Source organism: Arsukibacterium sp. UBA5043 (assembly GCA_002415085.1).
GTDB lineage: Bacteria > Pseudomonadota > Gammaproteobacteria > Enterobacterales > Alteromonadaceae > Alishewanella.
Genome location: DIBV01000006.1, coordinates 247,006 through 272,382 on the forward strand (window position 1 = coordinate 247,006; position 25,377 = coordinate 272,382).

A 25,377-nucleotide genomic window follows, 5' to 3' on the forward strand; every position below is an offset into this window, starting at 1 on the left:
AACATTTTTGCTAAAATAGCTGCTTGTCTGTTGTTGAGTCTTTAACATGAAATTTCCCGGCCTGCGTAAAATAAAGCATTACTTTCCTGTGTCTCAGCCAAAGCCGCAACTGCCAAGCTTTGAAGTGCGGCCTGAGCTGGATACCTATATCGTCGGCCTGGACCAAACCATCGTTGATGTTGTGGCCAGTGTTACTGATGATTTTCTGGTGCGGTATGATATTCAGAAAGGTTTATCCAATCTGGTTGAACATGCCAAAGCCAATGCTATTTATCAGGAACTGGTCAGTAAGCAGGCGATATCAGATCATTTTGCCGGCGGCACTATCGGTAACACCATCCACAATTATTCGGTTCTTGCCGACGATAAATCAGTTCTGCTTGGCGTGATGTCAGCCAATATTGCGCTGGGCTCGCCAGCCTATCACTATGTCTGTCATACCAGCTCGAAGGTAGACATGAACCATTTGCAGGGCGTGGCCGGTGATATCGGCCGCGGTATTACTATGATAACCCCGGATGGCGAACGGACCTTTGTCATTGACCCCAGTGATATGGATCAGCTGGAGCCTGATTATATTCCCACCGATATTATTGCTGCCGCCTCGGCCTTTGTGGTCAGTGCTTATCCACTGCGGGCCATCGGCCAGCCGATTCAGCGCGCCATGCACAAGGCACTGGAAGATGCCAAAGCGCATGATGTGCCGGTAGTGATGAGCCTGGGTACCCGTCATCTGGTGGAGGAAAACCGCGAGCAGATTATCAGTACCATTAAAAACTATGTAAATGTGCTGGCGATGAATGAACTGGAAGCCGAAGCGCTGACCGGTTTCAGTGATCCGCTAAAAGCGGCGGAAGCTATTCTGGATCATACCGATATGGTGCTGATCACTGCCGGGCCGGAGGGCCTGTATTTGTGTGGTCATACTGATGACAGCGTCAAGCGCGAAAGCAGCAACCCGATAAAATCAGCCAGCCTGGCCGATTTTAACCAGTATGAATTTAGCCGGCCGATGTTACGCAAATACTGTGAGCTGCCGTTGAAGGTGTATTCGCATATCGACCCGTACCTGGGCGGGCCGGAGCGTATTCAGAATACCAATGGCGCTGGTGACGGTGCCTTGTCGGCCATTTTGCACGATATGGCGGCTAATCATTTTCACAAACAGGTGCAGCCGCTATCCGGTAAACATGAAATGCCGTACCTGGCGTATTCGAGCTTCGCCCAGATCTGTAAATATGCCAACCGGGTAAGTTATGAAATTCTGGCCCAGAATGCACCCCGCTTATCAAAAGGCTTACCGGAGCGGGAAGATAGCCTGGAAGAGGCTTACTGGGAACGGTAAGAAACGGCCCCGCTTTGCGGGGCCGGTTTTTTAACCCTGAAACACGCTGTTTAACATCCGGAAAGTGCCGGCGTCGGCATCCATTTCTACCGGGGCGCCGTGCGGCACAATAAACTGTTTACTGAGATGGCCAATCATCGCGCCGCGATAAGCCGGAATATTCAGCGGTTTAATATGGTCATCAAAAATCTGATCCATCGTTAACCAGCCATAACCACCACCGGGCCGGCAGGCCGTGCATTCACCAAAAATAAAGCCGGCAATTTTATCCAGCGCGCCCATCAGCTTTAAGGTGCTGAGCATTCTGTCTACCCGGTAAGGCGCTTCTTCGACATCTTCTAAAAATAAAATTTTACCGCTGAAGTCCGGTAAATACGGCGAGCCAGCTAATGCCGTTAACACCGTTAAGTTGCCGCCAACCAGCTGGCCCTGCACTTTGCCGCCGGTAATGGTTTCAATCCGGTTTTGCCGCGGTACCAATTCATCTTTGGCATTGAGCTCATTCTGGTATTGCATCCGTTCGCGCTGAAAAAACACCCGCTGAAACTGATCGGCATTAAAGCTGTTCCAGCTGCCGGTGCCATTAGGGCCGTGAAAGGTAACCAGCCCGGTCTGGGCATTAATGGCGTTGTGCAGTGCGGTAATATCAGAGTAACCGAGCAGGACTTTCGGGTTGCGTTTAATCAGCGAATAATCCAGCAACGGCAGCAACCGCGCTGCGCCCGAACCACCACGCAGGCAAATAATCGCTTTTACCTCTGGATCAGCAAACATGGCATTAAGATCGCCCGCCCGTTCAAGATCAGTGCCGGCCAGATGGCCGCGGCGCCCCTGCAGATGTTCACCCTGTTTTACCTTAAACCCCAGCGCCTGCATCACTTCCGTGGCTATCTGAATATCCAGCCGCTCGTCTGTGGCTTTAGACGGGCTGACCAGCGCCACGGTGTCGCCCGGGTTAAGTGGCTGCGGTAAAATAATATCGCCTGGCATAGCGCCGTTTCTGGCCTTGCTACCAACAGCGGCGCAGCTACTAAGAGGTAGTAATCCAAGCGGTAGTGCAGTGAGTGCGAGCGCGCTCGATTGCAGGAATTGGCGTTTATTCATGATTTAATGCCTCTTAGTAATAAATTATTCCTAATTTATCGCTATTGATAGCATGATTTTATTAGAATTGCAGCAAAGCGGACAGAAAAAAGCACCGGTTTGCTGCGATAACAGAGGTAATAAATGGCGCCGATCAGGTTATTTCTTAGGCGCTTTTTTGGCCAGTTTTTTAGCGGCCAGTTTACCGGGCTTTTTCTTCTTGCTGCCGATTTTTGCTGCTTTATGCTTTGGCCGCAGGCTGTCTATGACCCGTCGTTTCAGCTTTTGTTCGGTATAGCGCTCCACTTTAGCTACCATCGCCATATCGTGGGCTTCTATCAGCGAAATCGCAGTGCCTTTTTTGCCGGCACGACCGGTGCGGCCGATGCGGTGAACATAGGTGTCGGCACTGCGCGGCATATCGTAATTAATCACGTGGCTGATATCGTCAATATCCAGGCCGCGGGCGGCAATATCCGTGGCAATCAGCACCGGCACCTGGCCTTTGCTGAAACGCTGTACGGCCTGTAACCTTTTATCCTGGGGCATTTCGCCCTGCAACCAGCAGCACTTGATGCCGGCACTTTCCAGCTGACCGGTTAAACTGGCCAGCCGCTCGCGGGTTTTTACAAAAACAATGGCTTTTGTTGCGTCTTCTTGTTTCAGAATATGGGTTAACAACGCCAGTTTATGAACGTTGTCATCAGCCAGGTGCAGCCACTGCAGAATCTTGGCTTTTTCTTTGCGTGACGGTACCGCTTCAATTTGTTCCGGCTCTTTTAACGCCCGCTCGGCAAAGCGCTCTAAATTCAAACCTTCCAGGGTGGCAGAGAATAAAAAGGTCTGGCGCCGCCGCCGTGCTTCCAGCACTATCCGGTTCATTTCGCCAATAAAGCCCATATCGAGCATCCGGTCGGCTTCATCCAGAATAAGCACTTCCACTTCGTCGGCCTGAAAGCTTTCTTCATCCAGATACTCGGTTAGGCGGCCCGGGGTGGCCACCAGAATATCGTTGTTTTTTTCCAGGGTGTCTTTATGGCTGCCATAATTAATACCGCCGGTAATCACGCCAACGTTAAGCTTGGTGTATTGCGCCAGTTGTTTAAACTCTTCATACACCTGAAATGCCAGCTCGCGGGTAGGGGTCATTACCAGCACCCGGCAGAAACCCGGATCGCGCCGCGGAAAATCCAGTAAATACTGAATTGCCGGTAATACAAACGCCAGGGTTTTACCGGTACCGGTCGGTGCGCTGGCCAGTACATCACGGCCATCAAGCGCCGGCGGAATGGCCAGTTGCTGAATTAAGGTTGGCTCGGTAAAGCCGGCCTGTTCCAGCGCCTGGTTAATAGAGTCGTCGAATTGAAAATCGGCAAAGCTCATAAAAGGTGTTCCTCAGAATGGCAGTATTCAGATGACAAACCGGTCTGGCAGCCAGTAAACTGATGGCAGAGGTGAAGATGTCGTCTGGTTTTAAGTGTAAACAATTTTTTGTAGGCCATGCTCAGTGCGCGATGAAGGTCGGTACTGACGGTTTATTGCTGGGTGCCTGGGCCAGCTTGCCAACTTGCGTCAGCTCAGCAAACCATACTGCAATAACTGTTGCCAATACTATGCTGGATATTGGCACAGGCAGTGGTTTAATCAGCCTGATGCTTGCTCAGCGTGCGCCAGATGCTACCATTCACGCTATTGAACTTGATCCTGCAGCAGCGGCTCAGGCCAGCTGCAACTTTCTTCAAAGCCCTTTCAGCAAGCGTCTGAAATTGTTAAAAGGCGATATTCTAACCTATCAGCCAGCTGAGCGTTACGCTTTAATTGTGTCTAATCCGCCTTTTTTTGATAATGCCCTGCTAAGTAAAGATGGTCAACGTAACCAAGCGCGCCATACCGCCAGCTTGCCCATGCCATTATTGCTGGCTAAAGCCGCAGCACTGCTGGCAGCTGGAGGTAGTTTTGCACTGGTGTTACCCGACAGTAGTGCTGAGGCATTCTGTCGCATGGCATATGAGCAAGGCTGGTATCTCAGGGTTAATTGCGTGGTATACAGCCGGACCAGTAAAGCGCCGCTAAGACGTCTAATGCAGTGGCAGCGAGAGCCATGCTGTCCGCAGCAGCAACAGTTGGTTATTCATGATCGCAAGGGTGGGTACACTGAGCAGTACCGGACCTTATTGCGTGAATTTTATCTAAACTTTTAACCGTTAATAAAGCGACAATTAACCGTTAAAAAAGCGGCAATGGCCAAGCGCCGCCACTAAAGCCGCTCGGCTATTTCAGTCAGGATTTGACTTACCCAAAGATTTAGCCGCTCGTCAGTTTGTTCGTATTGGTTTTCATCATCCAGCGCCAGACCATAAAAAAAACCGCCATCGGCAGTTAATGCTTTTGACGCAATAAAATCGTAGCCGGCAGCGGGCCAGAAGCCGATTCGATCTGGCTGTTTAGGAGCAATAGCCTCATGCAACATACCAACGGCATCAATAAACCATTCTGCGTAACCAAGCTGATCACCCATACCATAGATGGCAACAGTTTTGCCGGTTAAGTCAACGTTACTGATATCGTCCCAACGTGCTTCCCAGTCTTCCTGGATTTCACCAAAATCCCAGGTAGATAACCCAAGTATCAGTAACTGGTAATCAGCCATTCTAGTCAGTGGCACCGTTTTAATATTATGCAAATCAACCACGTCAGCACCTATCAGTGCCTGAATTTTTTCTGCCACCATTTCGGTATAGCAGGTGGTTGAGCCGTAAAATAAGCCTATTTTCATCGAAGTTCCGCCAGCGAGTTCTGCGGCGCATTGTAACAGAACCTTGTGGCAGAGCCCAAATCAGACGTACAACAGATACTCTCGGGCGCAGAGTAAGCTTAGGTTACTGCCGAACCGTTATATACCGGGACTATGCCCAGAGAGAGCAATCGGCTAAGATAGCATCATGATGCTGCATTACCGCCACTCAGATTACGAATCATGAACCTTGAACAACCACCAGCCCTTGACCCTGCCGAGCAGGCACTTATTCAGCAGTTTCTGGATCAGCTGTGGTTAGAAAAAGACGTCAGCCCTCATACGTTAAGTGCCTATGGCAGTGATTTAACCCTGTTTGGCCGTTACCTTGCCGGGCAGCAGCAACGTTTCTTTAGTGTCGACAGTCAACTGATTAATCAATTTCTGGCTGTTCGTTATCAGCAACAACTCAGTCCGCGCAGCGGCTCCAGAATGCTTAGTAGTTTGCGACGGTTTTACCGGCATTATCATAAGACTGGGCGCTGCGCCGTGAATCCTGTAACAGAACTGGTCAATCCTAAAGTTGGACGTAGTTTACCCAAGACCTTGTCGGAACATGATGTTGATGCTCTGTTACAAGCGCCTGATTGTAATGAGCTTATTCAGTTTCGTGATAAGGCTATGCTGGAGTTGTTGTATGCGTGCGGCTTGCGGGTTACTGAATTAACAAGTCTAACCCTGCAGCAGGTGAGTATTAATCAAGGGGTGTTACGGGTGCTGGGTAAAGGCAGTAAAGAGCGGTTAGTGCCGATGGGCGAAGAAGCCCAGGATTGGCTTAGCCGTTATCTCAAACATGGCCGCAGAGATTTAGTGAAAGGCGACAGTAATTTAGTATTTACCAGCAGTCGTGGCACTCAGATGACCCGGCAAACGTTCTGGCACCGGATTAAGTTTTATGCCAAAGTGGCGCGCATTCAGGCAGAGCTGTCACCGCATACCCTGCGTCATGCTTTTGCTACCCATTTATTGAACCACGGTGCCGATTTGCGAGTCGTACAGATGCTACTGGGGCATAGTGATTTATCCACAACCCAAATATATACCCATGTCGCTCAGGCACGTTTGCAACAGATGCATCAACTGCATCATCCGCGTGGCTAAAGGTTTAGCAGCTACATTAATTAGGAAAGTTTATGAAAAACTGGTTATCAGGTGCCCTTACTCTGGGTGTGTTTGGTTTAAGTATTAGTTTAAGTGCCGGCGTACTGGCACAACAAAAAAGTGAAGCACCAGAGCTCAGTGATATTTCTAAAAGCCTGGCGCCGCTTGGCTTGCAGGTAAATGCTGCTGCCAATAGTCCGGTACCCGGCTTATTGCAGGTGTTTACTCAACGTGGCTTGTTTTTTACCAGTGCTGACGGCCGTTTCTTTATTGAAGGTAATATCTTTGACTTGCAGCAATCTGAGCTGGTAAACGATGTACAGATGCGCAGTTATGTTAACCAGCAAATGCCGACTTTAACCGATAGCTACATTGAATATAAAGCTGAGAATGAGCAATATGTTGTGTATGCCTTTACCGATCCAACCTGTGGTTATTGTCAGAAGTTGCACAGCGAAATGAAAGATTACAACAAGGCTGGAATTACGGTTCGTTACCTGGCCTTCCCCAGAGGAGGCTTAAACAGTAAAACGGCATTGGAAATGCAACATTTGTGGTGTTCGCGTAATCAACAAAAAGCGATGGACCTGGCTAAAGACGGTAAGCGTAATCCACCAGCCATGTGCGAAAACCCGGTGAAACGGCATTATGAGTTGGGGCAGTCGTTTGGGATAAATGGTACCCCGGCCTTGGTACTGGCAAGTGGCAGGATAATTCCTGGTTATCAGCCGGCCGCAGGTCTGTTAAAACAGCTGGAAACAAATTAATTTTACTCGTTGTGTATCAGAGGCCGGATGAACAGCCAGCGACATGACATATAAATGATATTAAAAGTGACTTAAAACAGGTAGCAGCTGTGCAGTTAAAACAAATCATCCGGCGTGAGCCAAAGACCGAGCAGGTTATCGCGGAGCATCTGCATCCGGTGCTGCGCCGGTTGTACCAGAATCGTGGGATCAACAATAGCAATGAGTTGGAGCGGGGGGCTGTCGGTTTATTGCCCTTTAGTGCGCTGAAGGGCATCCGACAAGCGGTGCAGCTACTAACCGATGCATTGCAGCAGCAACAACATATTGTCATTGTCGGTGATTTTGATGCGGACGGAGCAACCAGTACTGCGGTATTAATGGCAGGTTTAAAAGCGTTTGGTTTTAAATATCTTGAATATATGGTGCCCAACCGGTTTGAATACGGATATGGCCTGACCCCGGAGCTGGCCGAATTAGTGGTGGCGCAGGGGGCCGAACTGATAATTACCGTCGACAACGGTATTTCTGCAGTAGAAGGGGTGGCGCTGGCAAAGAAAGCCGGGGTAAAGGTGCTGGTAACTGATCACCACTTAGCCGGCAGTATCTTGCCTAATGCCGATGCTATTGTTAATCCAAACCAGCCAGGTTGCGACTTCCCCAGCAAGGCATTAGCTGGTGTAGGTGTCGCATTTTACTTGCTTATGGCGCTGCGGGCTGGGTTGCGGGACAACAAATACTTTGCTGATAACGGTCAGACAGAACCCAATATTGCCGAACTGTTAGATTTGGTTGCGCTGGGTACGGTGGCCGATGTGGTGCCACTGGATAGCAATAACCGGATTTTGGTGCATCAGGGGCTGATGCGAATTCGCAGTGGCAAATGCCGGCCGGGCATTCAGGCGTTGATAGACGTTGCTAACCGGCGGGCTGAAAAACTAACGGCCAGTGATTTTGGTTTTTCTCTGGCCCCAAGGTTAAATGCGGCCGGTCGGCTGGACGATATGGCACTGGGGATAAGTTGCCTGCTGGCGCCTGATTTGGGCCTGGCCCGTCAGTACGCCGCCGAGCTTGATGCGCTGAATGTTGAGCGCCGGGCAATAGAACAAAGTATGCAACTGGAAGCCCAGGCATTTTTAAGCAAATTATCGTTTGATGGCACCAGCTTGCCTGAGTGTTTATGTTTATATCGCAGCGACTGGCACCAGGGGGTAATTGGCATTTTAGCCGGACGTATTAAAGAGCAATTTCATCGGCCTACTATTGTTTTTGCCGAGGGCGATAACGGCGAACTGAAAGGTTCGGCCCGCTCGATACCTGGTTTGCATATCCGAGATTTACTGGAAGAAATCGCCAGTCAGTATCCGGGGCTGATTAAAAAATTTGGCGGCCATGCCATGGCCGCCGGTTTAACCATTGCCGCCGAGCGGCTGGAAACCTTCCAGCTGGCACTAAGCTTGACCGCCAAAAAGCATTTAACGGCTGAGCAACTCACGGCCGTCATATACAGCGATGGGGAGCTGGATGCTGAGTGTTTTGATCTTAATTTTGCCCGATTATTGCAAAATGCCGGGCCCTGGGGCCAGGCTTTTCCTGAGCCGGTGTTTGATGGTGAATTTACCTTACTCAGTCAGAAAATGCTGGCTGAGCGCCACTTAAAACTGATGCTGCAAAGCGCAAACGGACTCCTAATCGATGCTATCTGGTTTAATGCGGACAATAAAACCTGGCCAGATATTAATGTCAAAAAGGTACATCTTGCTTATCAATTGGATATTAACGAATACCGCGAGCAGCAGAATCTGCAACTTATCGTGCGTTATATGACTGCATTAAGCTGAGGTAATGGCCCGGAGTCGCAATTTAGCAAAAAACGTCGATAGATGGCTGCACTGCCAGCCATATCTTTGCTATAATCCGCAACAATTTTTTGACCGTTTTAAGGCCCAGGGCAAAGCATGTTTGAAGTGAATCCAGTGAACAACAGCATTAAAGATCTGACTGAACGCACGAATGTGCTTCGGGGGTATCTTTGACTATGATGGCAAAAAAGAGCGTTTAGAAGAAGTTTCACGCGAACTGGAAGACTCTGCTGTCTGGAACAACCCGGAGAAAGCTCAGGCATTAGGTAAAGAGCGCTCAGCACTCGAGCAAGTGGTCGGTACCATAGATCGCCTGGATCAGGGGCTGGAAGATGTAGCTGGCTTGGTCGAACTGGCGGTAGAAGCCGAAGATGAAGACACGTTCGAAGAAGCAAAAGTTGAACTAACCGATCTGGAAAAGCAACTGGCATTGCTGGAATTTCGTCGGATGTTCTCGGGAAAAAATGATCAGAATGACTGTTATCTGGACATTCAGGCCGGATCAGGTGGAACCGAAGCGCAGGACTGGGCTAGCATGTTAATGCGGATGTATTTGCGCTGGGGCGATGATAAAGGTTTTAAACCAGAAATCTATGAAGTAACCGACGGTGATGTCGCCGGTATTAAAGGCTGCACCATTAAATTTTCCGGCGACTACGCCTATGGTTGGCTGCGCACTGAAACTGGTGTGCATCGTTTAGTACGCAAAAGCCCGTTTGACTCTGGTAACCGCCGTCATACTTCTTTTGCCTCTGTTTTTGTGGCGCCGGAAATTGATGACGATATTGAAATTGACATTAATCCGGCTGATTTACGAATCGATACCTACCGGGCGTCAGGCGCCGGTGGTCAGCACGTTAACCGGACTGACTCAGCTGTTCGGATAACGCACTTACCGACCAATATTGTGGTGCAATGTCAGAACGATCGCTCACAGCATAAAAACCGCGATAACGCTTATAAGCAACTGCGTGCCAAATTATATGAGTTTGAATTGCAGAAGCAAAATGCCGAGAAGCAGGCGCTGGAAGATACCAAGTCTGACATTGGCTGGGGCAGTCAGATCCGCTCTTATGTATTGGATGACTCTCGCATTAAAGACTTACGTACCGGTATCGAAACCCGCAATACCCAGGCGGTTCTCGATGGCAACCTCGACAAATTTATTGAAGCCAGCTTAAAAGCGGGCTTGTAATATTGATTATAACTCTCTCTCAATCAGGAAATGCATCATGTCTGACCAACAGCAACCACACGAAGAAATTCAGGACGTAAACAAGCTGATTGCTGAGCGAAAACAGAAGCTTGCCGGCCTTCGAGCAGATGGCTTTATGTTTCCGAACGATTTTCGGCGTGACAGCATCTCCTCAGAGCTGATTGCCAAATACGACCAGCTGAGCAAAGAAGAGTTAGAAGCTCAGAAAATTACCGTTAGCCTGGGCGGTCGTATAATGACCCGGCGTATTATGGGTAAAGCCAGCTTTACCACGATCGCTGATATGGGGGGTAAGATTCAGTTGTATGTGGCCCGTGACAGCCTGGCTGAAGGGGTGTACAACGAGCAATTTAAAAAGTGGGATTTAGGCGATATTATTGGCGCCACAGGCCACTTATTTAAAACTCAGACTGGCGAGTTAACCGTATGGCTTAGCGATATTCGCTTATTAACCAAAGCATTACGGCCATTGCCTGACAAGTTTCATGGCTTAACCGACAACGAAGCACGCTACCGCCAGCGCTATCTTGATTTAATTTCTAACGAGCAGTCGCGCAAAACCTTTTTAGTCCGTAGCAAGACGGTGGCTTATATCCGCCGGTTTTTTAACGACGAAGGCTTTTTAGAAGTAGAGACGCCCATGCTACAGGCTATTCCCGGCGGTGCGTCGGCAAGGCCGTTCGAAACCCATCATAATGCGTTGGATATGCAAATGTTTTTGCGTATCGCCCCCGAGTTGTATTTAAAACGTTTGGTGGTCGGTGGCTTTGAAAAAGTGTTTGAGCTAAACCGAAATTTCCGTAACGAAGGTGTGTCTACCCGGCATAATCCAGAATTTACCATGCTGGAGTTTTACTGGGCCTATGCCGATTACAACGATTTAATGGATTTAACTGAAAAACTGTTTCGTGGCTTAGCCCTGGATGTATTGGGCAGCACCGAAGTGCCTTATCAGGGGGAGGTATTCGACTTTGGTAAGCCATTTGCCAGAATGTCGGTAACCGACTCCATTTTGCACTATAACCCAACAGTGACTAAAGAACAGCTGGCCACGCGTGAAGCGGTGGCTGAACTGGCAAACAGTCTGGGTATTGTGGTTAAAACCAATTATGGTCATGGTCGTATTTTAATGGAAGTATTTGACGAGCTGGTAGAAACCAAGCTGCGTCACCCGACCTTTATTACTGAATACCCGGCGGAAGTGTCACCGCTTGCCCGGCGTAACGATCATAACCCGGAAATTACCGATCGGTTTGAGTTTTTTATTGGTGGCCGTGAACTGGGCAACGGTTTTAGTGAGTTAAACGACGCTGAAGATCAGGCTGAGCGTTTCCGCGAGCAAGTGGCGCAAAAAGATGCCGGTGACGATGAGGCCATGTTTTATGACGAAGATTTTGTAACGGCGTTGGAGCACGGCCTACCGCCAACGGCCGGACAGGGTATCGGTATCGACCGTCTGGTGATGTTATTAGCTGATGCGGCGTCTATCCGCGATGTTATTCTATTCCCGCACATGCGCCTGCATCACGATAAGTAATTATTTTTTCAAGATAAAAGCCAGACGCTAGTCTGGCTTTTTTATTGATAAAGCCTGTAATGTTTACTGTTATCAGGTAACTTCTACACTATACTGATTGAATGTGTCTGCTACCTGCCCCAGATTTTTTTCTCAAATTGTTGATTCTAAATGATTTTATTTAATTGATTTTTTGGCACAGGCATTGCAGCCACCTCATGGTGATAAATACTGATACAGGTTGTGTAAATACACGCGCTGTATTTTCGTGAAACAAGCAGGAGGTTTACAATGGCAACAACTCAAACTGGTAGTAAAGCAGCTGACAATTCTACAGCGACACCGTTAACTAACTCACCTGTTACTGAAAAAGCCTCAGAAGCCGCACATCATGCTGTGGATACCATGGCCGGCAAAGCAGCCACAGCAGAAGACTCTTTACGCAGAACTGCGGCAAGTTCCAAGGCAACCATTGATCAGAAGCAGGAAGAGCTGAAGATGCAGATGCAGGGTTCTTACGAGCGGAGCAAGCAATTTGCGCAGGAGAATCCTTTAGCGGCGGCAGGGATAGCATTTGCTGCAGGCATGTTAGTAAGCACCCTCCTTCGTCGCGGCAACTGATTATGGTTGAACCCCGGGATACAGAGCCGCAGCACGCGGCTACTGAGCCATTGCCGGAGAAGGTAATGGCTCAGCTCACTGAATTAGCCGCATTACTCAGCCTGAGTGCCGACCAATATAAGCAACAGACTCAACTTACCAGGCAGACGGCCAGTGCTGAAATGGCATTATCCCGTCGTGGCTTAATGCTTGCGGCAGGACTATTAGTGGCGCTGGGCGCGGGTGTCATTATGCTGTGGGGGTCGGTATTGGTGTTTGCAGGTTATTTGTTACTGCAAGCCACCTCATCCGTTCCGTTAACAGCTGGCGTGTTATTTTTATTCCAGCTTGCTTTTTTATATTGGTGTTTGCGGAATATGCGCTATTCACTGAAACAAATTGGTTTTAGTAACACCGTAGCTCAGGTAAAAGGTATTCTCCGATTTTCGACTCAACCTGCCGGAGGTAATAATGTTGATCGACCTGCTGACTAAGAAAGACAAGCTGAAAATACAACAATGCAACGAAGCTTTTGCACAACATCAGCAGCTTCGCCATGCCTATCTTTGGTTGGCAGGGCAGCGTGCTAAGCAATTTCTTGGATCGGCACCAGGTTTAACGTTAAGTTTCAGCGCTGGTATGCTGATGCGACATCGCCGCAGTATGATGGTCAAAACGTTGCGGGGCGTCGGAGCTATCCAGTGGCTTCGCAGATTGACGTAAAAATGCGGTTCACAGCGGAGTTATTTTGAACACTCCCCCTTCCCACGCCAGGCGTAGCCGCTTAAGTGCAGAGTTAGCCCTTAAAATTTTGACTGTGCTGGCAGTGGTTTACACTTTTTATTTTACCAGAAGCCTATTGTTGCCGATTATCTTAGCCGCTTTTATCGCGCTGTTTGCCAGCCCTGCAGTCAGGCTGCTGACTCGGTTAAAATTGCCTAAGTCTTTCGCTTCATTCTTCGTGCTGGTCGTCATAATATGTTTCGTTGGATACGGGGTCAGCCTGTTGTACGGTCCGGCTGCTGATTGGATAGAACGATTGCCCATACTGGGTACTAAGCTTGCCGTTCAGTTTGATGATATGGCCGTGTCACTTGATTCTATAAAAGACTCCGTATTACCTGAAAAGAATAATCAAGATGAAGAAAACCCGATTGACACAGCTATAGGGGCTGGTTTTGTACCTTTGCTATCCATGCTGGCTCAAACCACAGCGATGATGCTTGTTCAACTGGCGACCGTTATCATTCTGACCTATTTGTTTCTGGTATTTGGGGGCACTTTACTTCGCAATATCATTCGGGGCGCGTCGACGCTACATGAAAAGAAAAACCTGGTGAAAATGTATCAGACCATCGAACAGGATATCAGCCGTTATGTGTTGGTTATCACCGTTATTAATATTCTGCTGGGCGTAACAACATTTTTGGTCATGAGCATGTTAGGCGTAGCTGATCCGTTGTTGTGGGGGGTAATGGCAGCCGTTTTAAATTTTGCACCGTATCTCGGCCCCTTTGTGTTGATTTTACTATTAACAGCGGTCGGATTTGTTGAGTTCGACAGTGTGGGACAGAGTCTGCTGGTACCTGCCGCATTCGTAGTGCTAAATATTATTGAGTCGCAGCTGGTTACCCCAATGGCTCTGGGAAAACGATTCAATATGAACCCTTTGCTGGTTGTGATCTGGATGTTTATCTGGGGTTGGATGTGGGGTGCCGTGGGGGTGCTAATCGCTATTCCTTTGTTAGTGTGTCTGAAGATTATTGCGTCCCATTTTGAATTATTACCGTATTGGCGAATCTTACTCAGTGCTGATAGCGACGCATTTAACAAAGAATAATTGTCAGGAAAAAGTTACTCTGGGGTAAGTAATAATTGCTGATTTTTAGTTGCTGTAATACATCCGCCTGAAAAAGCTGGTATTTACATGTTATAAATCAACAGTCTAGGTTTTTGTTTTTTTTGGCACGCCATTCGCATAGTTAATAGCGAATTTTTCACAATAAGTGCGAACCATGCACTAAGGAGCAAAAATGTTAGGATGGGCATTAACCTTTTTAGTTATCGCGTTGATTGCAGGTGTATTAGGTTTTGGCGGTATTGCCGGAGCTGCTGCAGGGATAGCTAAGATCATTTTCTTTATCTTTATTGTGTTGTTGGTTATCGCACTGATATCAGGTGCTGTGCGGGGCAAAGCGCCAAAGGTTTAGTGATGCCGCTACACGAAATGTGACAATGCCACTGCAGGATTGCAGTGGCATTTACTTATCTGACTAAATTGTTAGCATGTTTGAGCAAAAAAAGCCTGCAGTGTGTCAGCGTTCCAGCTGATATTTTTCCAGCTTATTGTATAAGGTTTTAACACTAACGCCGAGCTGTTGAGCAGTATCGGTTTTATTGCCCCCATTTTTAGCCAAAGTACGCAATATTGCTGCTTTTTCCAATTCATCCAAACGCACCCCGGTGGGTATCGCATCGATCACGATATCAGCGTTGGCATCGCTTTTGGGCTCATCAAGTAACAGGTGCTCTGGCTCGATAATGGTTCCAGCCAGAATATAGGCGCGCTCCACTGCATGCTTTAATTCCCGGACATTACCTGGCCAGCTATGGTGGGCAATCAAGCTATGGGCTTCAGCAGAAAATTGCTTACTTTGTTGCTCCTGCACATTGCGATAGGCCAGAAAGTGTTGCGCCAGGCCAACGACATCGTCGGCTCTGTCGCGCAGCGGTGGTACCGCTATCGGAAACTGTGACAACCGGAAATACAAATCTTCCCGCAGCATATTCTCTGCAATAGCCTGCAATGGATCGCGATTGGTCGCTGCTGCTATCCGAACATTAGCTGTAGCGGTTTTATCGCTCCCCACCGGCCGATATTCGCCATTTTCTAACACTCTTAATAATTTAACCTGCTGCTCAAGCGGCATTTCGGTAATTTCGTCCAGAAACAGCGTCCCACCGTCAGCCTGACAAAAAACGCCCTGGTGATCCCGATGTGCACCGGTAAATGCCCCCTTGATATGGCCGAACAACTCGCTGTCTATCAGCTCTGGGCTTAGGGCACCACAATTTATTGCTACAAAGGGTTTGTCGGCACGTAAACTGGCAAGATGCAACGTATTAGCGACCAACTCTTTGCCGGCGCCACTTTCACCTACAATCAGCACGTTTGCTTCCGTAATGGCGACCTTTCGGATAGTCCTGTACAGTTTTAGCATTGGCTTGGACGATCCTACCAACATTCCAAATTGATCAAGTTCACTTGAGGTTGCTTTAACCTGCTTGCGCTCTGTGCTAAGTTGCTGATAGAAATCCTGTAAAGTATCGATGAGCGAGCCGAAATCTAAGGGGGCCCGAAAATGATATCCTGCCCCCCGTCGCATTAATTTGTCCAGCAACTCATTTGGTGTGCCACTGCTAATAAAAATGAAATCGATTTCGGTGAGCGTTTTGCTCGCCAGCAGGCGCTTATAATCACTGTTATCATTTTCGTCCGACTCGATAAAGGCGAGATCGCACTGTTGTTGCTGCAGCTGTTCAGACCAGGCTGAACTGTCGCTGCTCTTAATGATAATAAATTGCCTGACCACAGGCGATTGCAGTAATTTTTCAGTTAGTTCCGGGTCACGCAAATGAATAAATAACCGTGGTTTGCTCATGGCGTCACTCCCTAAATTTATCTCTCTACTCTAATCCAGCAATGTAAATTTAACAATGGTCATCAGTAAAATTTACTGAATTCTGGCGTAAAGTTATTTGCGAAATATTTATTCTGTTAAATATCATAACCTTAATATTGGTATATGAATTGAATATGAATTATAAGAAGTAAGTAGTTTGAGGAGGCGGCATTGTGTTGGCATACGATTTAAAAGCAGCAAATCATTGTGCAGGTGATCAGGCAATTTTAAGCCTGGTGTTGGCAGTTAGCGAACAGGCGAGGAAATTCTATCAGAGAACCGCACCATTCATAGATGACAATAATATTCGGCGCTATTTTATCGAGTTGGAATTGTTGCATCAGCAGGCAGAATCTTTTGCTGCCGCTGAAAATACAAAGGTTGCCACTGATCAGGATGTCAATGCGATTTGTCAGTGGTACAGGGACTATAGTACAGAGCCTGAACAAGAAGAACAAACGTGGCTGGCAGAACTACCACAGCAACTTCGCTGGCAATTAGGAGCATTCAAACGGCTGAACCGGGGATTAACGCAGCCAGACAATGCAAAGGCAGTGGCTAATTTAACGGCTGGCTTGCAAATCGTCACTGACCAGCTTTGTCCGCTATTATTGAGAATAAAATAGTGAATTATTTACCGGGTGACCGGTTAAAAATACAATCAAAAAATTAACACTAAATGAACGGTATTTAACATTTATTTGTAGATCAATAACTTGTATTTATTTAAGATGTTGGCATCAAACTGGCAAAGGTATTAGCGTCTCACAACGAAGGAGTGACTATATGAAACGTACAACTTTAGCCGTAATGATGACCGTGGCCCTGGCCGGTACTTCTCTATCAGCAACCGCCAACGACTGGAAAGACAGTTCAAAGGATGCCTGGATAGATGGCAAAGCTGAAACTACCTTATTGCTGAACGGTAACCTGAACTCATTTAACATCAATACCGATGTAAAAAATGGTAAAGTCATATTAACAGGGAAAGTCGATAGGGAAGTAGATAAAGCGCTTGCTGCCGAACTAATTGAAAATCTGGATGGCGTAACATCGGTGGACAATAAATTAGTTGTTGTTAAAGACAGCAAAATGCGAAATAAAAAAGACCACGACGAAGACGTGGGTGGCTTAACTGATGCGAAAGTGGCGACCGTAGTAAAAACCCGCTTGCTGTTTGAGTCGGAAACGAGTGGCACAGCAATTGACGTTGATGTTAAAAACGGCATGGTAATGCTGAAAGGTGAGGTCGATTCTGATGCAGAAAAAGATTTGGCTGAAGCTATTGCCAAAAAGACTAAAGATGTTAAGGGTGTTGATAATCAATTGAGAGTAGCAAAGAAAGACTACTAATGTGATCGCTTTCTGAGCAAATACTGATAACCCGTGAATAATAATACCGGCCAACATAGGCCGGTATTTTTTTGCTGGTTTACCGGACAGTTATTGTCGGACCCGGTTAGATATAGGATGCACGTCTCCGTTGTGAAATTGTGCGATCATGGGTGTGCTAACCAAGGGTTACTATGCTCGGGGTTTGCGATAAATTGCGGATCGGTAAGGCTGTTTAAAAAAGTCAGGACTGCCTCACGTTCGCTATTAGTAAGTTTAAACCCGCGGACAAACTGACTTTTAGCCGGATGTTGTCGGCCATCACCCGCATAATCCCCTTTTATTATTTCTCTGCCGCCAGCCTGATAGAAGTCCAGAACCTGTTCAAGTGTCGTCATGCTACCGTCATGCATATAGGGCGCTGTCAGTGCGATGTTGCGCAGGGTGGGGGCACGGAAACGACCATCGTCAGCCTGATCCATACTAATTTCTGCCAGGCCCCGGTCATGTTGCGGGTAGCCTGCTTCGGCCAGCCCGGGCCGCGCTGCAAAATACAAGCCCGTGTTATGAAATGGGCGTAAGTCCAAAAGCTGTTTGCTATGACTGGTTGCCTGAGTGAAATTAAAACCACCATGGCAATGGTGACATTCCAGCCGTTCAGAGAAAAACAGGTTCATACCGTTAATTTGCTCTGAGGTTAATGCCGCATCGTCATTTCGATAAGCATACCTATCAAAGTCAGACTGAAACGACAACAAGCTTCGAACAAAACTGGCCAGGGCAAATACCACCTGCTGCATATCGGGCTGATCACGGTTAAACGCCTGCTGAAATAACTGCGGATAAGGTGGCCGTGAAAGCCGCTGCATCAGCTGCTGTTCAACCCCGGTTAGTCCTAGCTCAACAGGGGTTTCACTAAACAGCGGTATCAGCAGCTGTTGTTCAATTTCTGTCAGACCATCGTGAGCCCAGGTAAGCGTGTTGTTATAAGCCACGTTTACCAGGGCTAAAGCATTACGTCGATGTTGCTGGCCGGTGCTGCCAATAGAACGACGATTCGGTTCTGCAAAGGCATATCGTTGTTGGTGACAACTTGCACAGCTTTGCTTGCCATTGGCGGATAGCTGCGTGTCATAGAACAAGTAGCGACCCAATTCCACTTTTGCCTGACTCATCGGGTTTTCTGCTGGTACCACCGGGTAAGGCATGCCGTCAGGCAGCGGCCATTGCCAGCTTGAGTCTGGCGCAGTTGGCTTACTACAACTGCCAAGTATTATCACGACAACCGCGCAAATAAAATGCAGGCGCACTGCTTTGCAAAGTGCATAAGGTTTCATGGAGCAGGGCTCGCCGGGCTCAATTGCCAGGGGGCGGCCAGTGATAAATTATCAAATAATTGCTGACAGTTAGTCTGCAGGCTGTCAGACATGCAGCTGCTCTGTGGACTAAGTTCAATGTCAGACAGCAATGCCGCCAGGTTGAGCTGCAGTTTCTGGTTTGGCTGGTAATCCAGTGTTACTTCAAAAGTGTTGGCAGCACGGCACGGCAGCGCTGGCGGACGAAGCACGCTGGCAGACTGACAGCCGGTAGAGCCCAGATGAAATGCCCAGCCATGGTTGGGACCTTGCATATCCAGCCGTAAAAACTTGTAACCCAGCTGCCAGCTCCAGAACATCTCGCTAAAATTCAGCGGTGGCTTGGCCGTAAGCGGATTCTGATGATTAACCGCAAAGGGCAGGCCAAGGGTAAAACTCAGCTGACCTGCCGCCAGAGGTTCAGCAAAGATGAGCTGCCAGTTTGTATTGCCCTGACAATCAGTACCCAGTAACGCCAGGTCGGGCTGCTGCCAAAGCGTTGTTGTTAACGATTGAGGTTGCTGATCGAGTTTAACATCGCTGAGATAAAAGCGTAGGTACTGTAGTTGCCACTGTTGGTTATTGATAGTAATAGCGTGATCGCATTCAATTGGATGTTGCTGCCATGCTGGATTAATATCAATTATATTCATATTGTTAGAGTTTGCTGTCGGGTTGCAAGCAATCATCAGGCTACTACACACAACAAGCGCCATACTCAGATAGATGGTTTGCGCAATATTCATAATTAGGTTGTGTTTAAAAAATATACGGTTAACAATACGCTAATTTTATTTGAAAATCGACTGCCAATACAGGCAGATACCTGTAAGGGCGCAGGTAAAAATAAACACAGGCACTGATAATGAAATTGATTTCCTGTTGGCAGTTTTTAACATTGGTTTTGCTAAGTGGCTTTAGCCCGGTGGTACTGGCGCACGCTGAGCACGACAAAGCCCGTTTTGTCGCCGAAACCGGACAAGACTCCGGACGATGCGATAATGTGTTGCGGCCTTGTCGCAGCATCGGCTATGCGTTGAGCCAGGCAGGTAAAGGTGACAAAGTATTGGTGGCTGCAGGTCATTACCGGCTGAACAGTATCGATGATGCCGTGTTGCTGCTAAGCGAAATAGTGCCGGTGTTTGGTGGTTTTAATCGTTTTGACCACTTTTTACAGCAGGCACCGCAATTGAATCAAACCGTGTTAACTGGGGTGCCGGTTGCATTTGTCAACCCGTTGAGCGAGCGTGGTTTTCGGGTTATCAGCGATGGGCCCGGACGTTTTGGCGCTCAGCTTAGCCAGCAGCTCGCGGCCCATACCACCCTTGAACAGTCACAGCAGAGCGCAACGTGTGTGAATGGTAAAGCTGGTGTTTTTAACTGCGAAAAAATTGATTTGCTAGGCCATCTGTCGCTGACCGATTTGAGTTCTGCACCCAGCTCCGCCAATGATATCTGGGGCCATATCGATTTGAACAGTGGGATTGAATATGCGCTAATCGGTTTAAATAACGGCATTGCAGTTATCAGTCTGGCTGAGGTAACGGCGCCGGTCGAGGTGGGTACTATCAGTGGCACTAATACCACCTGGCGCGACATAAAAGTATTGCAATTTTTTAATGATGAACTGGGTCGCTGGCAGGCTTATGCTTATGTTTCCTCTGAGGCTAACAATAACATTCAGATTATTGATTTAAATAACTTACCGGCCAGTGTGAGCCTTGCTGCAGCTGATACCGCGGCGCGCTCAGCCCATAATTTGTATATTAGCAATGTTGACTACACCACTAATACGGCGTTAAGTGGTCAGATTCCGGCGCTACATATCGCCGGTCAGCCACAGCAAGGTGGGGCGGTTTCCAGTTATAGCCTGGTTAACCCATTGCAACTAAGCACCAACTGGTTGCAAACCGGCGCCAGCCGCAGCGATTACAGCCATGATGTTGCCTCCATGCTGGTTACTGATCAGCGCGCCAGTAGTCACTGTGATCGGCCAGAGTGCCAGGTGCTATTTGATTTTAACGAGCAGAATATCAAACTATGGGACATAAGCGGTACCAGCAACCTGGCGCTGGCTGATTTTAGTTACAGCCTGGCCAGCTACGTGCATTCCGGCTGGTGGAGCGAAGATCAGCAATACTTGTTTGTGCATGACGAACTGGATGAGGTAAATCACGGTTTAAATACTACATTACGGGTTTTTGAGCTTAGCGATTTAACGGCACCAAGCTTAGCTGCCACCTTTAGCGGGCCTACCAGAGCTATTGACCATAATGGCTTTGTCCGGGGCAACCGCTACTACATGTCAAATTATCAACGCGGTTTAACTATCCTTGATATTACGGACCCGACAATGCCGGTACAAGCCGGGTTCTTTGATACGTTTCCAGCTTCTGACAGTGCAGCGTTTAACGGTATGTGGGGTGTTTATCCCTATCTGCCGTCCGGCATTATCATTGGTAGTGATATTAATAGTGGCCTCTATGTATTTCGTGATAACACTACTACTGCGCAAGCCGGCGCACTGGCGTTTAGTCAGAATGAGCTGTGGGTTAATCCAGGCGACGTGGCGCAATTGCAGGTGATGCGCCTGGGTGGCACGGTAGCAGTAAGTGTTGGCTATGAAATCCTGGCAGGGCGGGCTGAACCGGGCTTAGATTATCAAAATAGTGGCGGTCGCCTAAGCTGGGCGGCAAATGATACTAGTAATAAAACGATAATTATTACTACCCTGGATCGGGGGCTGGACGCAGGCCGCGAACTATTTATCCGGTTATTTGACCCGAACAATGGTGCCAGCTTACACAGCCCGTCTTATTTGCGGCTGCGCTTTGGCGATGATCCTCCCAGGGCTGGGGTAATCAGTCTGGCAGAATCGGCACAGGCGGTGGTAGAAGCTGATACCAGCGTTGCTATTGTAGTTCGCAGGCTTGGCGGTAGCGATGGTGCGCTAAGTGTCTCTTACCAATTACAAAGCGGCACGGCGACGATTGGTGAAGATATAATTGCTGCAAGTGGCGAGCTGAGTTGGCCGGATGGTGACAACAGTGAGCGACAATTCGAGCTGCAAATTATCGCTGATACGCTTATCGAAGATGATGAAACAGCGATATTGCAGTTATCAGCTAATAGCGGCACAGAGATTGGCGAGAGAGCTGAGCTAACATTGACGATTTTAGATGACGATGCCAATATGCCGCCTTCGGTCACCATTGGCGAAAACCGCCAGCTCAATGCCAGCCAGAGCGTTACCTTAACTGCGGTGGCAACGGATGCCGAGGGCGATAGTATAAGCTATCAATGGCAGCAGGACAGCGGGCCGGGTGTGAGTTTGCAAAACACCAATAGCAGTACGGTTAGTTTTGTGGCACCGGCCAGTAGCAGTCAACTGGTGCTAAGAGTTACTGCGACTGATGCCAGAGGAGCAGCCGCCAGTGCTAGCATTACCTTGACGGTGGTTGCCAGCACGCCACCGCCAGCTACGGCAGAATCATCTGGTGGTAGTATGCCGATTAGTCTTTTGCTATTGGTGGCATGGCCACTGTGGCGCAGCATCAAGCGCAGGTTTAAATCAGCTAATACTGCAACTTAAACAGCAGCTCGGCTAAGTCGGGCTGCCAGAGCGCTGCTTTATTCACCCGGTTATGTTGCAGTGTTACCCCCTCTGCTAGTAATAGTTGTCGCTGCTCCAATGCCGTGGCTGAACCCGGAGCAAACGCCAGGCTGCGATCGCTTCGCAGCACTCTATACCATGGCACGGCAAGTTCATTGGGGGCATAACCTAGTGCTTTACCCACTAATCTGGCTCGGCCCGGCAGGCCGGCTAAATCAGCAACCTGGCCGTAGCTGGCTACTTTACCCGCAGGAATCAATAACACGGTCTGCCAAATTTTCTGGTAGTTTTCTGCCGTCAAAATCTGCTCCCCCCTATGGCTGTTTAATAAATCCAAGTGTTAAATCGCGCTGCGTGCCACCACCGTTTTACCAATGGGTGCCAGGCTTAACATTGCCAGTTTTAAATGCTGAATGCCAAACGGAATACCGATAATGCTGATAAAACAGACGATAGCATGGCCTAAATGCCCCAGCGCCAGCCAGAAGCCGAACAGTAAAAACCAGATAATATTGCCAAGGGTGCCTAAAGTGCCGGTACCAATATCATCGTAACGGTTAATATAGCGCCGGTTTACCGCATCCTGGCCAAAGGGCCAGAAGGCCATTTCGCCAATCACAAAACAGCTGCGGCCAAACGGAATACCAACAATACTGATAAAACACAGCAAACCAACCAGCCACCACAGCAAACCCATGACAAAGCCACCCAGCACAAACCACAAAATATTAAATAGTATTCTGAACACACTCATTTTCTAATCCTTTTATATAAATATACTTTTAGCAGGCAGAAATCGCGCCAATATTATTTTCCAATATAAACAGGTTGTTACGTTTTTTGGTTGAGGGTTGGGAAGTATAAGGTCGCTATTTTTTAGCGAAACTCACCAACTGGCACTTGCTTTTATACTGTGCGGCGCCTAGTATTGTTGCTGTACGGTGCACAGTATGTGTTGCACAGTATACATCACACCTTATAAAAGGATGGCTTATGACCACGGCTCAATTAGACAAAATGCGGCTGGAATTGCGCCGCGGCGTGCTGGTACTGGCGGTGCTGGCAGCCCTGCGCGAGCGTCATTATGGCTACTCGCTGCGCCGGCACTTGCAAGATGCCGGCATTGATATTGACGAGGGCACCTTGTACCCGCTGGTACGACGGCTGGCAGAGCAGGGGCTGCTTGACAGTGAATGGCAGCAGGGCGAAGGACGGGAACGGCGCTATTACCAGATATCTGAGCTGGGCGCTGAACTGCTGGCACAACTTACCGGCGAATGGACCACCTTAAACAACGCGCTGGGGCCGCTGTTGCAGCCACAGAAAACCGCGTCAGCGAAGCAAACAGAGGAGCAAGGCTAATGGAATTAGTTAAACGCTATATTGCCGCAGTACAACGTGAATTACCGGAGCAGAAACGGCAGGAAATTGGCCGCGAGCTGCAGGCAAATATTATGGATCAGCTTGATGCGCTGGCTGAGCAACAGGGCGCCGCACTTTCTGAGCAGCAGGTGGCTGATGTATTGAAAAATATGGGCCCGCCGCAACAGGTAGCCCGGCAGTTCTGTCCGATCCAGCCACTTATCCCGGCACACCTGATGCCGCTGTATAAATATACGATGTATATGGTGCTGGGGGTATTGTTTGTGCTGCAGATAGTATTTATGACCAGCCACTGGTTAACCGGCATCGATTTCGGACCCATCTCGTTTGTGCTGGGAGTCGCTTCAGGCTTTATTGAAGATGCGATATTTGGCTTTACCGCTATTACCCTGGGGTTCGCCCTGATGCCGGCGAACACCCGATCAGGCCAGTGTAAAAGTGCTGACCAGTGGCAACCAGCAGACCTGCCGCCTGTCGGCGCGGGCTGGCAGCATATCAGCTTAAGTGATGTGTTTACCGATTTAGCCACTTATACCTTTTTGTTGCTGATAATCTGGTTTCCGCTGTGGCAGCAATGGTTTGCCGGGGGCGAGCCGGTCAGTTCAGTATTCACTCAGCAGTCGTTACAATTACTGATGTGGTTCAGCCCGGTTATTGTGCTGGGCGTGCTGAGCAGCTTATGGCAGTTGCAGCGCCGGTTCTGGAGTCGCCAAATGTTATCGCTTAACCTGATTGTAAATCTGGCTTTTGTGATTATCCTGGTGCTATTGGCAACATTGGGGCCGGTATTGCAGCTTGATACTGCTAACTGGAGCGGATACTTCAGTCCGGAAGCCTTGCAGCAAGCAGTAAAACGCGGCTTACTGATCACCAGCCTTATTCCTGGTTATGAGGTGATTCGCGATATACTCCGCCTGCGCAAACTGAATAAGTAACTGCGCAAGTCAGTAAAAAAGCCCTGTGTTGGAAGTACAGGCAGGGCTTTTTGACAGTTGGCTTAGTGGTTGTTAATACTGTTGCGTTTTGCGATTATCCCGCACCAGCCACCAGACCAGCCAGACAAATAACAATAACGGTGCCAGCGTTATAACTGCAGTAATACCAATGGCAAATACTGCGGCGACCAGTCCAAGCAGAAGACCAAATACTGAACCGATAATAGCCAGAATAGTTGGCAAGCAGTAAATACCCAGTGCTACAGCAATAATAATAATGATTGTTTTGTTCATGAGCATAGTTCCTTATGTTGGTATAACTACCGTACTTCAAAAGCTATGCCATAAATTAAAAAAGACTATTATCAGTGACTTATAAATTTCGCTATCGTTTATTGAGTAGTGCAGCACCGGTAAACTAGCGATTTTGACTAATTAATGGTGAATTTCCCGATGCCTGAAAAGCAAAAAGCTGCCAGCGAAGCGGCAGCAATGGTTGGTAAAAAACCTGCTCGGTTATAATTTATTTATTTGGTCTTTTAACTGATATGATTTGTCGGTAACAATGCTTTCCAATGTACTGACACGATCTCTGAGGCGTTGCAATTCAGCACGCACTGCTTCTAATTCACCTTTGCCAGCTTTAGCGTTGTTTTTCATATAAACTTCGTATGCCGCGTAAGCCAAACCGCCGATAATCGCGATGGCGCCAACTTCAAATGGTCCCATGATGTTCTCCCTTTTTATGTAAGTATGTGACGAAAAGCAAAGCTAATGCCATTGTTTTAATTGTATTGAAAATCAACACCTTAT

The 25,377-nt window shown here is 48.2% G+C and carries 27 protein-coding genes; 17 read left to right on the forward strand and 10 right to left on the reverse strand.

Annotated elements, in window-relative coordinates; genetic code table 11:
- Positions 1 to 46 precede the first annotated feature (46 nt).
- Positions 47 to 1,345, forward strand: coding sequence for an inosine/guanosine kinase (locus tag B2Q61_RS07695; protein WP_290619038.1), 1,299 nt, complete (start codon positions 47 to 49; stop codon positions 1,343 to 1,345).
- Positions 1,346 to 1,375: 30 nt separating this feature from the next.
- On the opposite strand, the gene B2Q61_RS07700 is transcribed toward B2Q61_RS07695, so the two are convergent.
- Positions 1,376 to 2,449 (reverse strand): S66 peptidase family protein, encoded by a 1,074-nt coding sequence (locus tag B2Q61_RS07700; RefSeq protein WP_290619036.1) that lies wholly within the window; start codon positions 2,447 to 2,449, stop codon positions 1,376 to 1,378.
- 138 nt (positions 2,450 to 2,587) lie between these two features.
- On the reverse strand, positions 2,588 to 3,811 hold the full coding sequence (srmB, locus tag B2Q61_RS07705) for an ATP-dependent RNA helicase SrmB (RefSeq protein WP_290619034.1): 1,224 nt from the start codon (positions 3,809 to 3,811) through the stop codon (positions 2,588 to 2,590).
- 77 nt (positions 3,812 to 3,888) lie between these two features.
- Between srmB and B2Q61_RS07710 the strand changes: the two genes are divergently transcribed.
- Complete coding sequence (locus B2Q61_RS07710) at positions 3,889 to 4,629, forward strand: tRNA1(Val) (adenine(37)-N6)-methyltransferase (protein WP_290622790.1); 741 nt, start codon at positions 3,889 to 3,891, stop codon at positions 4,627 to 4,629.
- A 56-nt stretch (positions 4,630 to 4,685) separates the two neighbouring features.
- On the opposite strand, the gene fldB is transcribed toward B2Q61_RS07710, so the two are convergent.
- Positions 4,686 to 5,204 carry a flavodoxin FldB gene (fldB, locus tag B2Q61_RS07715; RefSeq protein WP_290619030.1) on the reverse strand — a complete coding sequence of 173 codons (519 nt, stop codon included), beginning with the start codon at positions 5,202 to 5,204 and terminating at the stop codon, positions 4,686 to 4,688.
- Positions 5,205 to 5,405: 201 nt separating this feature from the next.
- On the opposite strand from fldB, the gene xerD reads away from it, so the two are divergent.
- From xerD to B2Q61_RS07765, 10 genes are all read left to right on the forward strand, one after another.
- The gene (gene xerD, locus B2Q61_RS07720) at positions 5,406 to 6,323 is read left to right on the forward strand and encodes a site-specific tyrosine recombinase XerD (protein ID WP_290619028.1); all 918 of its coding nucleotides are present in this window, start codon (positions 5,406 to 5,408) and stop codon (positions 6,321 to 6,323) included.
- A 32-nt stretch (positions 6,324 to 6,355) separates the two neighbouring features.
- On the forward strand, positions 6,356 to 7,090 hold the full coding sequence (gene dsbC, locus B2Q61_RS07725) for a bifunctional protein-disulfide isomerase/oxidoreductase DsbC (protein ID WP_290619026.1): 735 nt from the start codon (positions 6,356 to 6,358) through the stop codon (positions 7,088 to 7,090).
- A gap of 89 nt (positions 7,091 to 7,179) precedes the next feature.
- The gene (recJ, locus tag B2Q61_RS07730) at positions 7,180 to 8,910 is read left to right on the forward strand and encodes a single-stranded-DNA-specific exonuclease RecJ (protein ID WP_290619024.1); all 1,731 of its coding nucleotides are present in this window, start codon (positions 7,180 to 7,182) and stop codon (positions 8,908 to 8,910) included.
- A 117-nt stretch (positions 8,911 to 9,027) separates the two neighbouring features.
- Positions 9,028 to 10,126 (forward strand): peptide chain release factor 2 gene (gene prfB, locus B2Q61_RS07735; RefSeq protein ID WP_290619022.1). Its coding sequence is split into 2 segments (ribosomal slippage): positions 9,028 to 9,102 and positions 9,104 to 10,126, totalling 1,098 coding nucleotides; the frame shifts between segments, so codons are not numbered across the junction.
- Between the two features lie 37 nt (positions 10,127 to 10,163).
- The gene (lysS, locus tag B2Q61_RS07740) at positions 10,164 to 11,684 is read left to right on the forward strand and encodes a lysine--tRNA ligase (RefSeq protein ID WP_290619020.1); all 1,521 of its coding nucleotides are present in this window, start codon (positions 10,164 to 10,166) and stop codon (positions 11,682 to 11,684) included.
- 270 nt (positions 11,685 to 11,954) lie between these two features.
- Complete coding sequence (locus B2Q61_RS07745) at positions 11,955 to 12,284, forward strand: DUF883 domain-containing protein (RefSeq protein ID WP_290619018.1); 330 nt, start codon at positions 11,955 to 11,957, stop codon at positions 12,282 to 12,284.
- 2 nt (positions 12,285 to 12,286) lie between these two features.
- Positions 12,287 to 12,757, forward strand: a complete 471-nt coding sequence (locus B2Q61_RS07750; RefSeq protein ID WP_290619016.1) for a hypothetical protein — start codon at positions 12,287 to 12,289, stop codon at positions 12,755 to 12,757.
- Entirely contained in the window at positions 12,735 to 12,986 is a 252-nt protein-coding gene (locus B2Q61_RS07755; protein WP_290619014.1) for a hypothetical protein, read from the forward strand. Before B2Q61_RS07750 ends, B2Q61_RS07755 begins: the two co-directional genes overlap by 23 nt.
- A gap of 25 nt (positions 12,987 to 13,011) precedes the next feature.
- Positions 13,012 to 14,103, forward strand: coding sequence for an AI-2E family transporter (locus B2Q61_RS07760; RefSeq protein ID WP_290619012.1), 1,092 nt, complete (start codon positions 13,012 to 13,014; stop codon positions 14,101 to 14,103).
- 193 nt (positions 14,104 to 14,296) lie between these two features.
- Positions 14,297 to 14,473, forward strand: coding sequence for a DUF1328 family protein (locus tag B2Q61_RS07765; protein ID WP_290619010.1), 177 nt, complete (start codon positions 14,297 to 14,299; stop codon positions 14,471 to 14,473).
- 105 nt (positions 14,474 to 14,578) lie between these two features.
- On the opposite strand, the gene B2Q61_RS07770 is transcribed toward B2Q61_RS07765, so the two are convergent.
- On the reverse strand, positions 14,579 to 15,925 hold the full coding sequence (locus tag B2Q61_RS07770) for a sigma-54 interaction domain-containing protein (protein WP_290619008.1): 1,347 nt from the start codon (positions 15,923 to 15,925) through the stop codon (positions 14,579 to 14,581).
- Positions 15,926 to 16,119: 194 nt separating this feature from the next.
- On the opposite strand from B2Q61_RS07770, the gene B2Q61_RS07775 reads away from it, so the two are divergent.
- Positions 16,120 to 16,572, forward strand: coding sequence for a hypothetical protein (locus B2Q61_RS07775; RefSeq protein ID WP_290619006.1), 453 nt, complete (start codon positions 16,120 to 16,122; stop codon positions 16,570 to 16,572).
- Positions 16,573 to 16,732: 160 nt separating this feature from the next.
- A complete protein-coding gene (locus tag B2Q61_RS07780) occupies positions 16,733 to 17,299 on the forward strand; it encodes a BON domain-containing protein (RefSeq protein ID WP_290619004.1) in 567 nt (188 codons plus the stop codon).
- 146 nt (positions 17,300 to 17,445) lie between these two features.
- Here the strand turns inward: B2Q61_RS07780 and B2Q61_RS07785 are convergent, their stop codons facing one another.
- Both B2Q61_RS07785 and B2Q61_RS07790 read right to left on the reverse strand, forming a co-directional pair.
- On the reverse strand, positions 17,446 to 18,615 hold the full coding sequence (locus B2Q61_RS07785) for an MbnH family di-heme enzyme (protein WP_290619003.1): 1,170 nt from the start codon (positions 18,613 to 18,615) through the stop codon (positions 17,446 to 17,448).
- Positions 18,612 to 19,379 carry an MbnP family copper-binding protein gene (locus tag B2Q61_RS07790; RefSeq protein WP_290619001.1) on the reverse strand — a complete coding sequence of 256 codons (768 nt, stop codon included), beginning with the start codon at positions 19,377 to 19,379 and terminating at the stop codon, positions 18,612 to 18,614. The genes B2Q61_RS07785 and B2Q61_RS07790 overlap by 4 nt, the downstream gene beginning before the upstream one ends.
- A gap of 119 nt (positions 19,380 to 19,498) precedes the next feature.
- Between B2Q61_RS07790 and B2Q61_RS07795 the strand changes: the two genes are divergently transcribed.
- Complete coding sequence (locus tag B2Q61_RS07795; RefSeq protein ID WP_290618999.1) at positions 19,499 to 22,225, forward strand: choice-of-anchor B family protein; 2,727 nt, start codon at positions 19,499 to 19,501, stop codon at positions 22,223 to 22,225.
- Here B2Q61_RS07795 and B2Q61_RS07800 read toward each other — a convergent pair.
- Both B2Q61_RS07800 and B2Q61_RS07805 read right to left on the reverse strand, forming a co-directional pair.
- The gene (locus B2Q61_RS07800; RefSeq protein WP_290618997.1) at positions 22,209 to 22,547 is read right to left on the reverse strand and encodes an MGMT family protein; all 339 of its coding nucleotides are present in this window, start codon (positions 22,545 to 22,547) and stop codon (positions 22,209 to 22,211) included. The genes B2Q61_RS07795 and B2Q61_RS07800 overlap by 17 nt on opposite strands.
- 39 nt (positions 22,548 to 22,586) lie before the next feature.
- Positions 22,587 to 23,000, reverse strand: coding sequence for a YccF domain-containing protein (locus B2Q61_RS07805; RefSeq protein ID WP_290618995.1), 414 nt, complete (start codon positions 22,998 to 23,000; stop codon positions 22,587 to 22,589).
- Between the two features lie 239 nt (positions 23,001 to 23,239).
- On the opposite strand from B2Q61_RS07805, the gene B2Q61_RS07810 reads away from it, so the two are divergent.
- Positions 23,240 to 23,608, forward strand: coding sequence for a PadR family transcriptional regulator (locus tag B2Q61_RS07810; protein ID WP_290618993.1), 369 nt, complete (start codon positions 23,240 to 23,242; stop codon positions 23,606 to 23,608).
- Entirely contained in the window at positions 23,608 to 24,564 is a 957-nt protein-coding gene (locus tag B2Q61_RS07815; RefSeq protein ID WP_290618991.1) for an HAAS signaling domain-containing protein, read from the forward strand. The genes B2Q61_RS07810 and B2Q61_RS07815 overlap by 1 nt, the downstream gene beginning before the upstream one ends.
- A gap of 72 nt (positions 24,565 to 24,636) precedes the next feature.
- Here B2Q61_RS07815 and B2Q61_RS07820 read toward each other — a convergent pair whose 3' ends face one another.
- Positions 24,637 to 24,858, reverse strand: a complete 222-nt coding sequence (locus tag B2Q61_RS07820; RefSeq protein ID WP_290618989.1) for a hypothetical protein — start codon at positions 24,856 to 24,858, stop codon at positions 24,637 to 24,639.
- Positions 24,859 to 25,080: 222 nt separating this feature from the next.
- Positions 25,081 to 25,293, reverse strand: a complete 213-nt coding sequence (locus B2Q61_RS07825; protein ID WP_290618987.1) for a hypothetical protein — start codon at positions 25,291 to 25,293, stop codon at positions 25,081 to 25,083.
- Positions 25,294 to 25,377: the final 84 nt, after the last annotated feature.

Coding starts and splice junctions, on each gene's coding strand:
- B2Q61_RS07780 (WP_290619004.1), top strand. CDS start 16,733: ATGAAACGTACAACTTTAGCCGTAATGATGACCGTGGCCCTGGCCGGT.
- B2Q61_RS07815 (WP_290618991.1), top strand. CDS start 23,608: ATGGAATTAGTTAAACGCTATATTGCCGCAGTACAACGTGAATTACCG.
- B2Q61_RS07700 (WP_290619036.1), bottom strand. CDS start 2,449: ATGAATAAACGCCAATTCCTGCAATCGAGCGCGCTCGCACTCACTGCA.
- B2Q61_RS07805 (WP_290618995.1), bottom strand. CDS start 23,000: ATGAGTGTGTTCAGAATACTATTTAATATTTTGTGGTTTGTGCTGGGT.
- B2Q61_RS07695 (WP_290619038.1), top strand. CDS start 47: ATGAAATTTCCCGGCCTGCGTAAAATAAAGCATTACTTTCCTGTGTCT.
- B2Q61_RS07745 (WP_290619018.1), top strand. CDS start 11,955: ATGGCAACAACTCAAACTGGTAGTAAAGCAGCTGACAATTCTACAGCG.
- B2Q61_RS07750 (WP_290619016.1), top strand. CDS start 12,287: ATGGTTGAACCCCGGGATACAGAGCCGCAGCACGCGGCTACTGAGCCA.
- fldB (WP_290619030.1), bottom strand. CDS start 5,204: ATGAAAATAGGCTTATTTTACGGCTCAACCACCTGCTATACCGAAATG.
- B2Q61_RS07825 (WP_290618987.1), bottom strand. CDS start 25,293: ATGGGACCATTTGAAGTTGGCGCCATCGCGATTATCGGCGGTTTGGCT.
- B2Q61_RS07795 (WP_290618999.1), top strand. CDS start 19,499: ATGAAATTGATTTCCTGTTGGCAGTTTTTAACATTGGTTTTGCTAAGT.
- B2Q61_RS07770 (WP_290619008.1), bottom strand. CDS start 15,925: ATGAGCAAACCACGGTTATTTATTCATTTGCGTGACCCGGAACTAACT.
- lysS (WP_290619020.1), top strand. CDS start 10,164: ATGTCTGACCAACAGCAACCACACGAAGAAATTCAGGACGTAAACAAG.
- B2Q61_RS07755 (WP_290619014.1), top strand. CDS start 12,735: ATGTTGATCGACCTGCTGACTAAGAAAGACAAGCTGAAAATACAACAA.
- B2Q61_RS07785 (WP_290619003.1), bottom strand. CDS start 18,615: ATGAAACCTTATGCACTTTGCAAAGCAGTGCGCCTGCATTTTATTTGC.
- B2Q61_RS07710 (WP_290622790.1), top strand. CDS start 3,889: ATGTCGTCTGGTTTTAAGTGTAAACAATTTTTTGTAGGCCATGCTCAG.
- B2Q61_RS07810 (WP_290618993.1), top strand. CDS start 23,240: ATGACCACGGCTCAATTAGACAAAATGCGGCTGGAATTGCGCCGCGGC.
- B2Q61_RS07820 (WP_290618989.1), bottom strand. CDS start 24,858: ATGAACAAAACAATCATTATTATTATTGCTGTAGCACTGGGTATTTAC.
- B2Q61_RS07765 (WP_290619010.1), top strand. CDS start 14,297: ATGTTAGGATGGGCATTAACCTTTTTAGTTATCGCGTTGATTGCAGGT.
- xerD (WP_290619028.1), top strand. CDS start 5,406: ATGAACCTTGAACAACCACCAGCCCTTGACCCTGCCGAGCAGGCACTT.
- B2Q61_RS07790 (WP_290619001.1), bottom strand. CDS start 19,379: ATGAATATTGCGCAAACCATCTATCTGAGTATGGCGCTTGTTGTGTGT.
- dsbC (WP_290619026.1), top strand. CDS start 6,356: ATGAAAAACTGGTTATCAGGTGCCCTTACTCTGGGTGTGTTTGGTTTA.
- srmB (WP_290619034.1), bottom strand. CDS start 3,811: ATGAGCTTTGCCGATTTTCAATTCGACGACTCTATTAACCAGGCGCTG.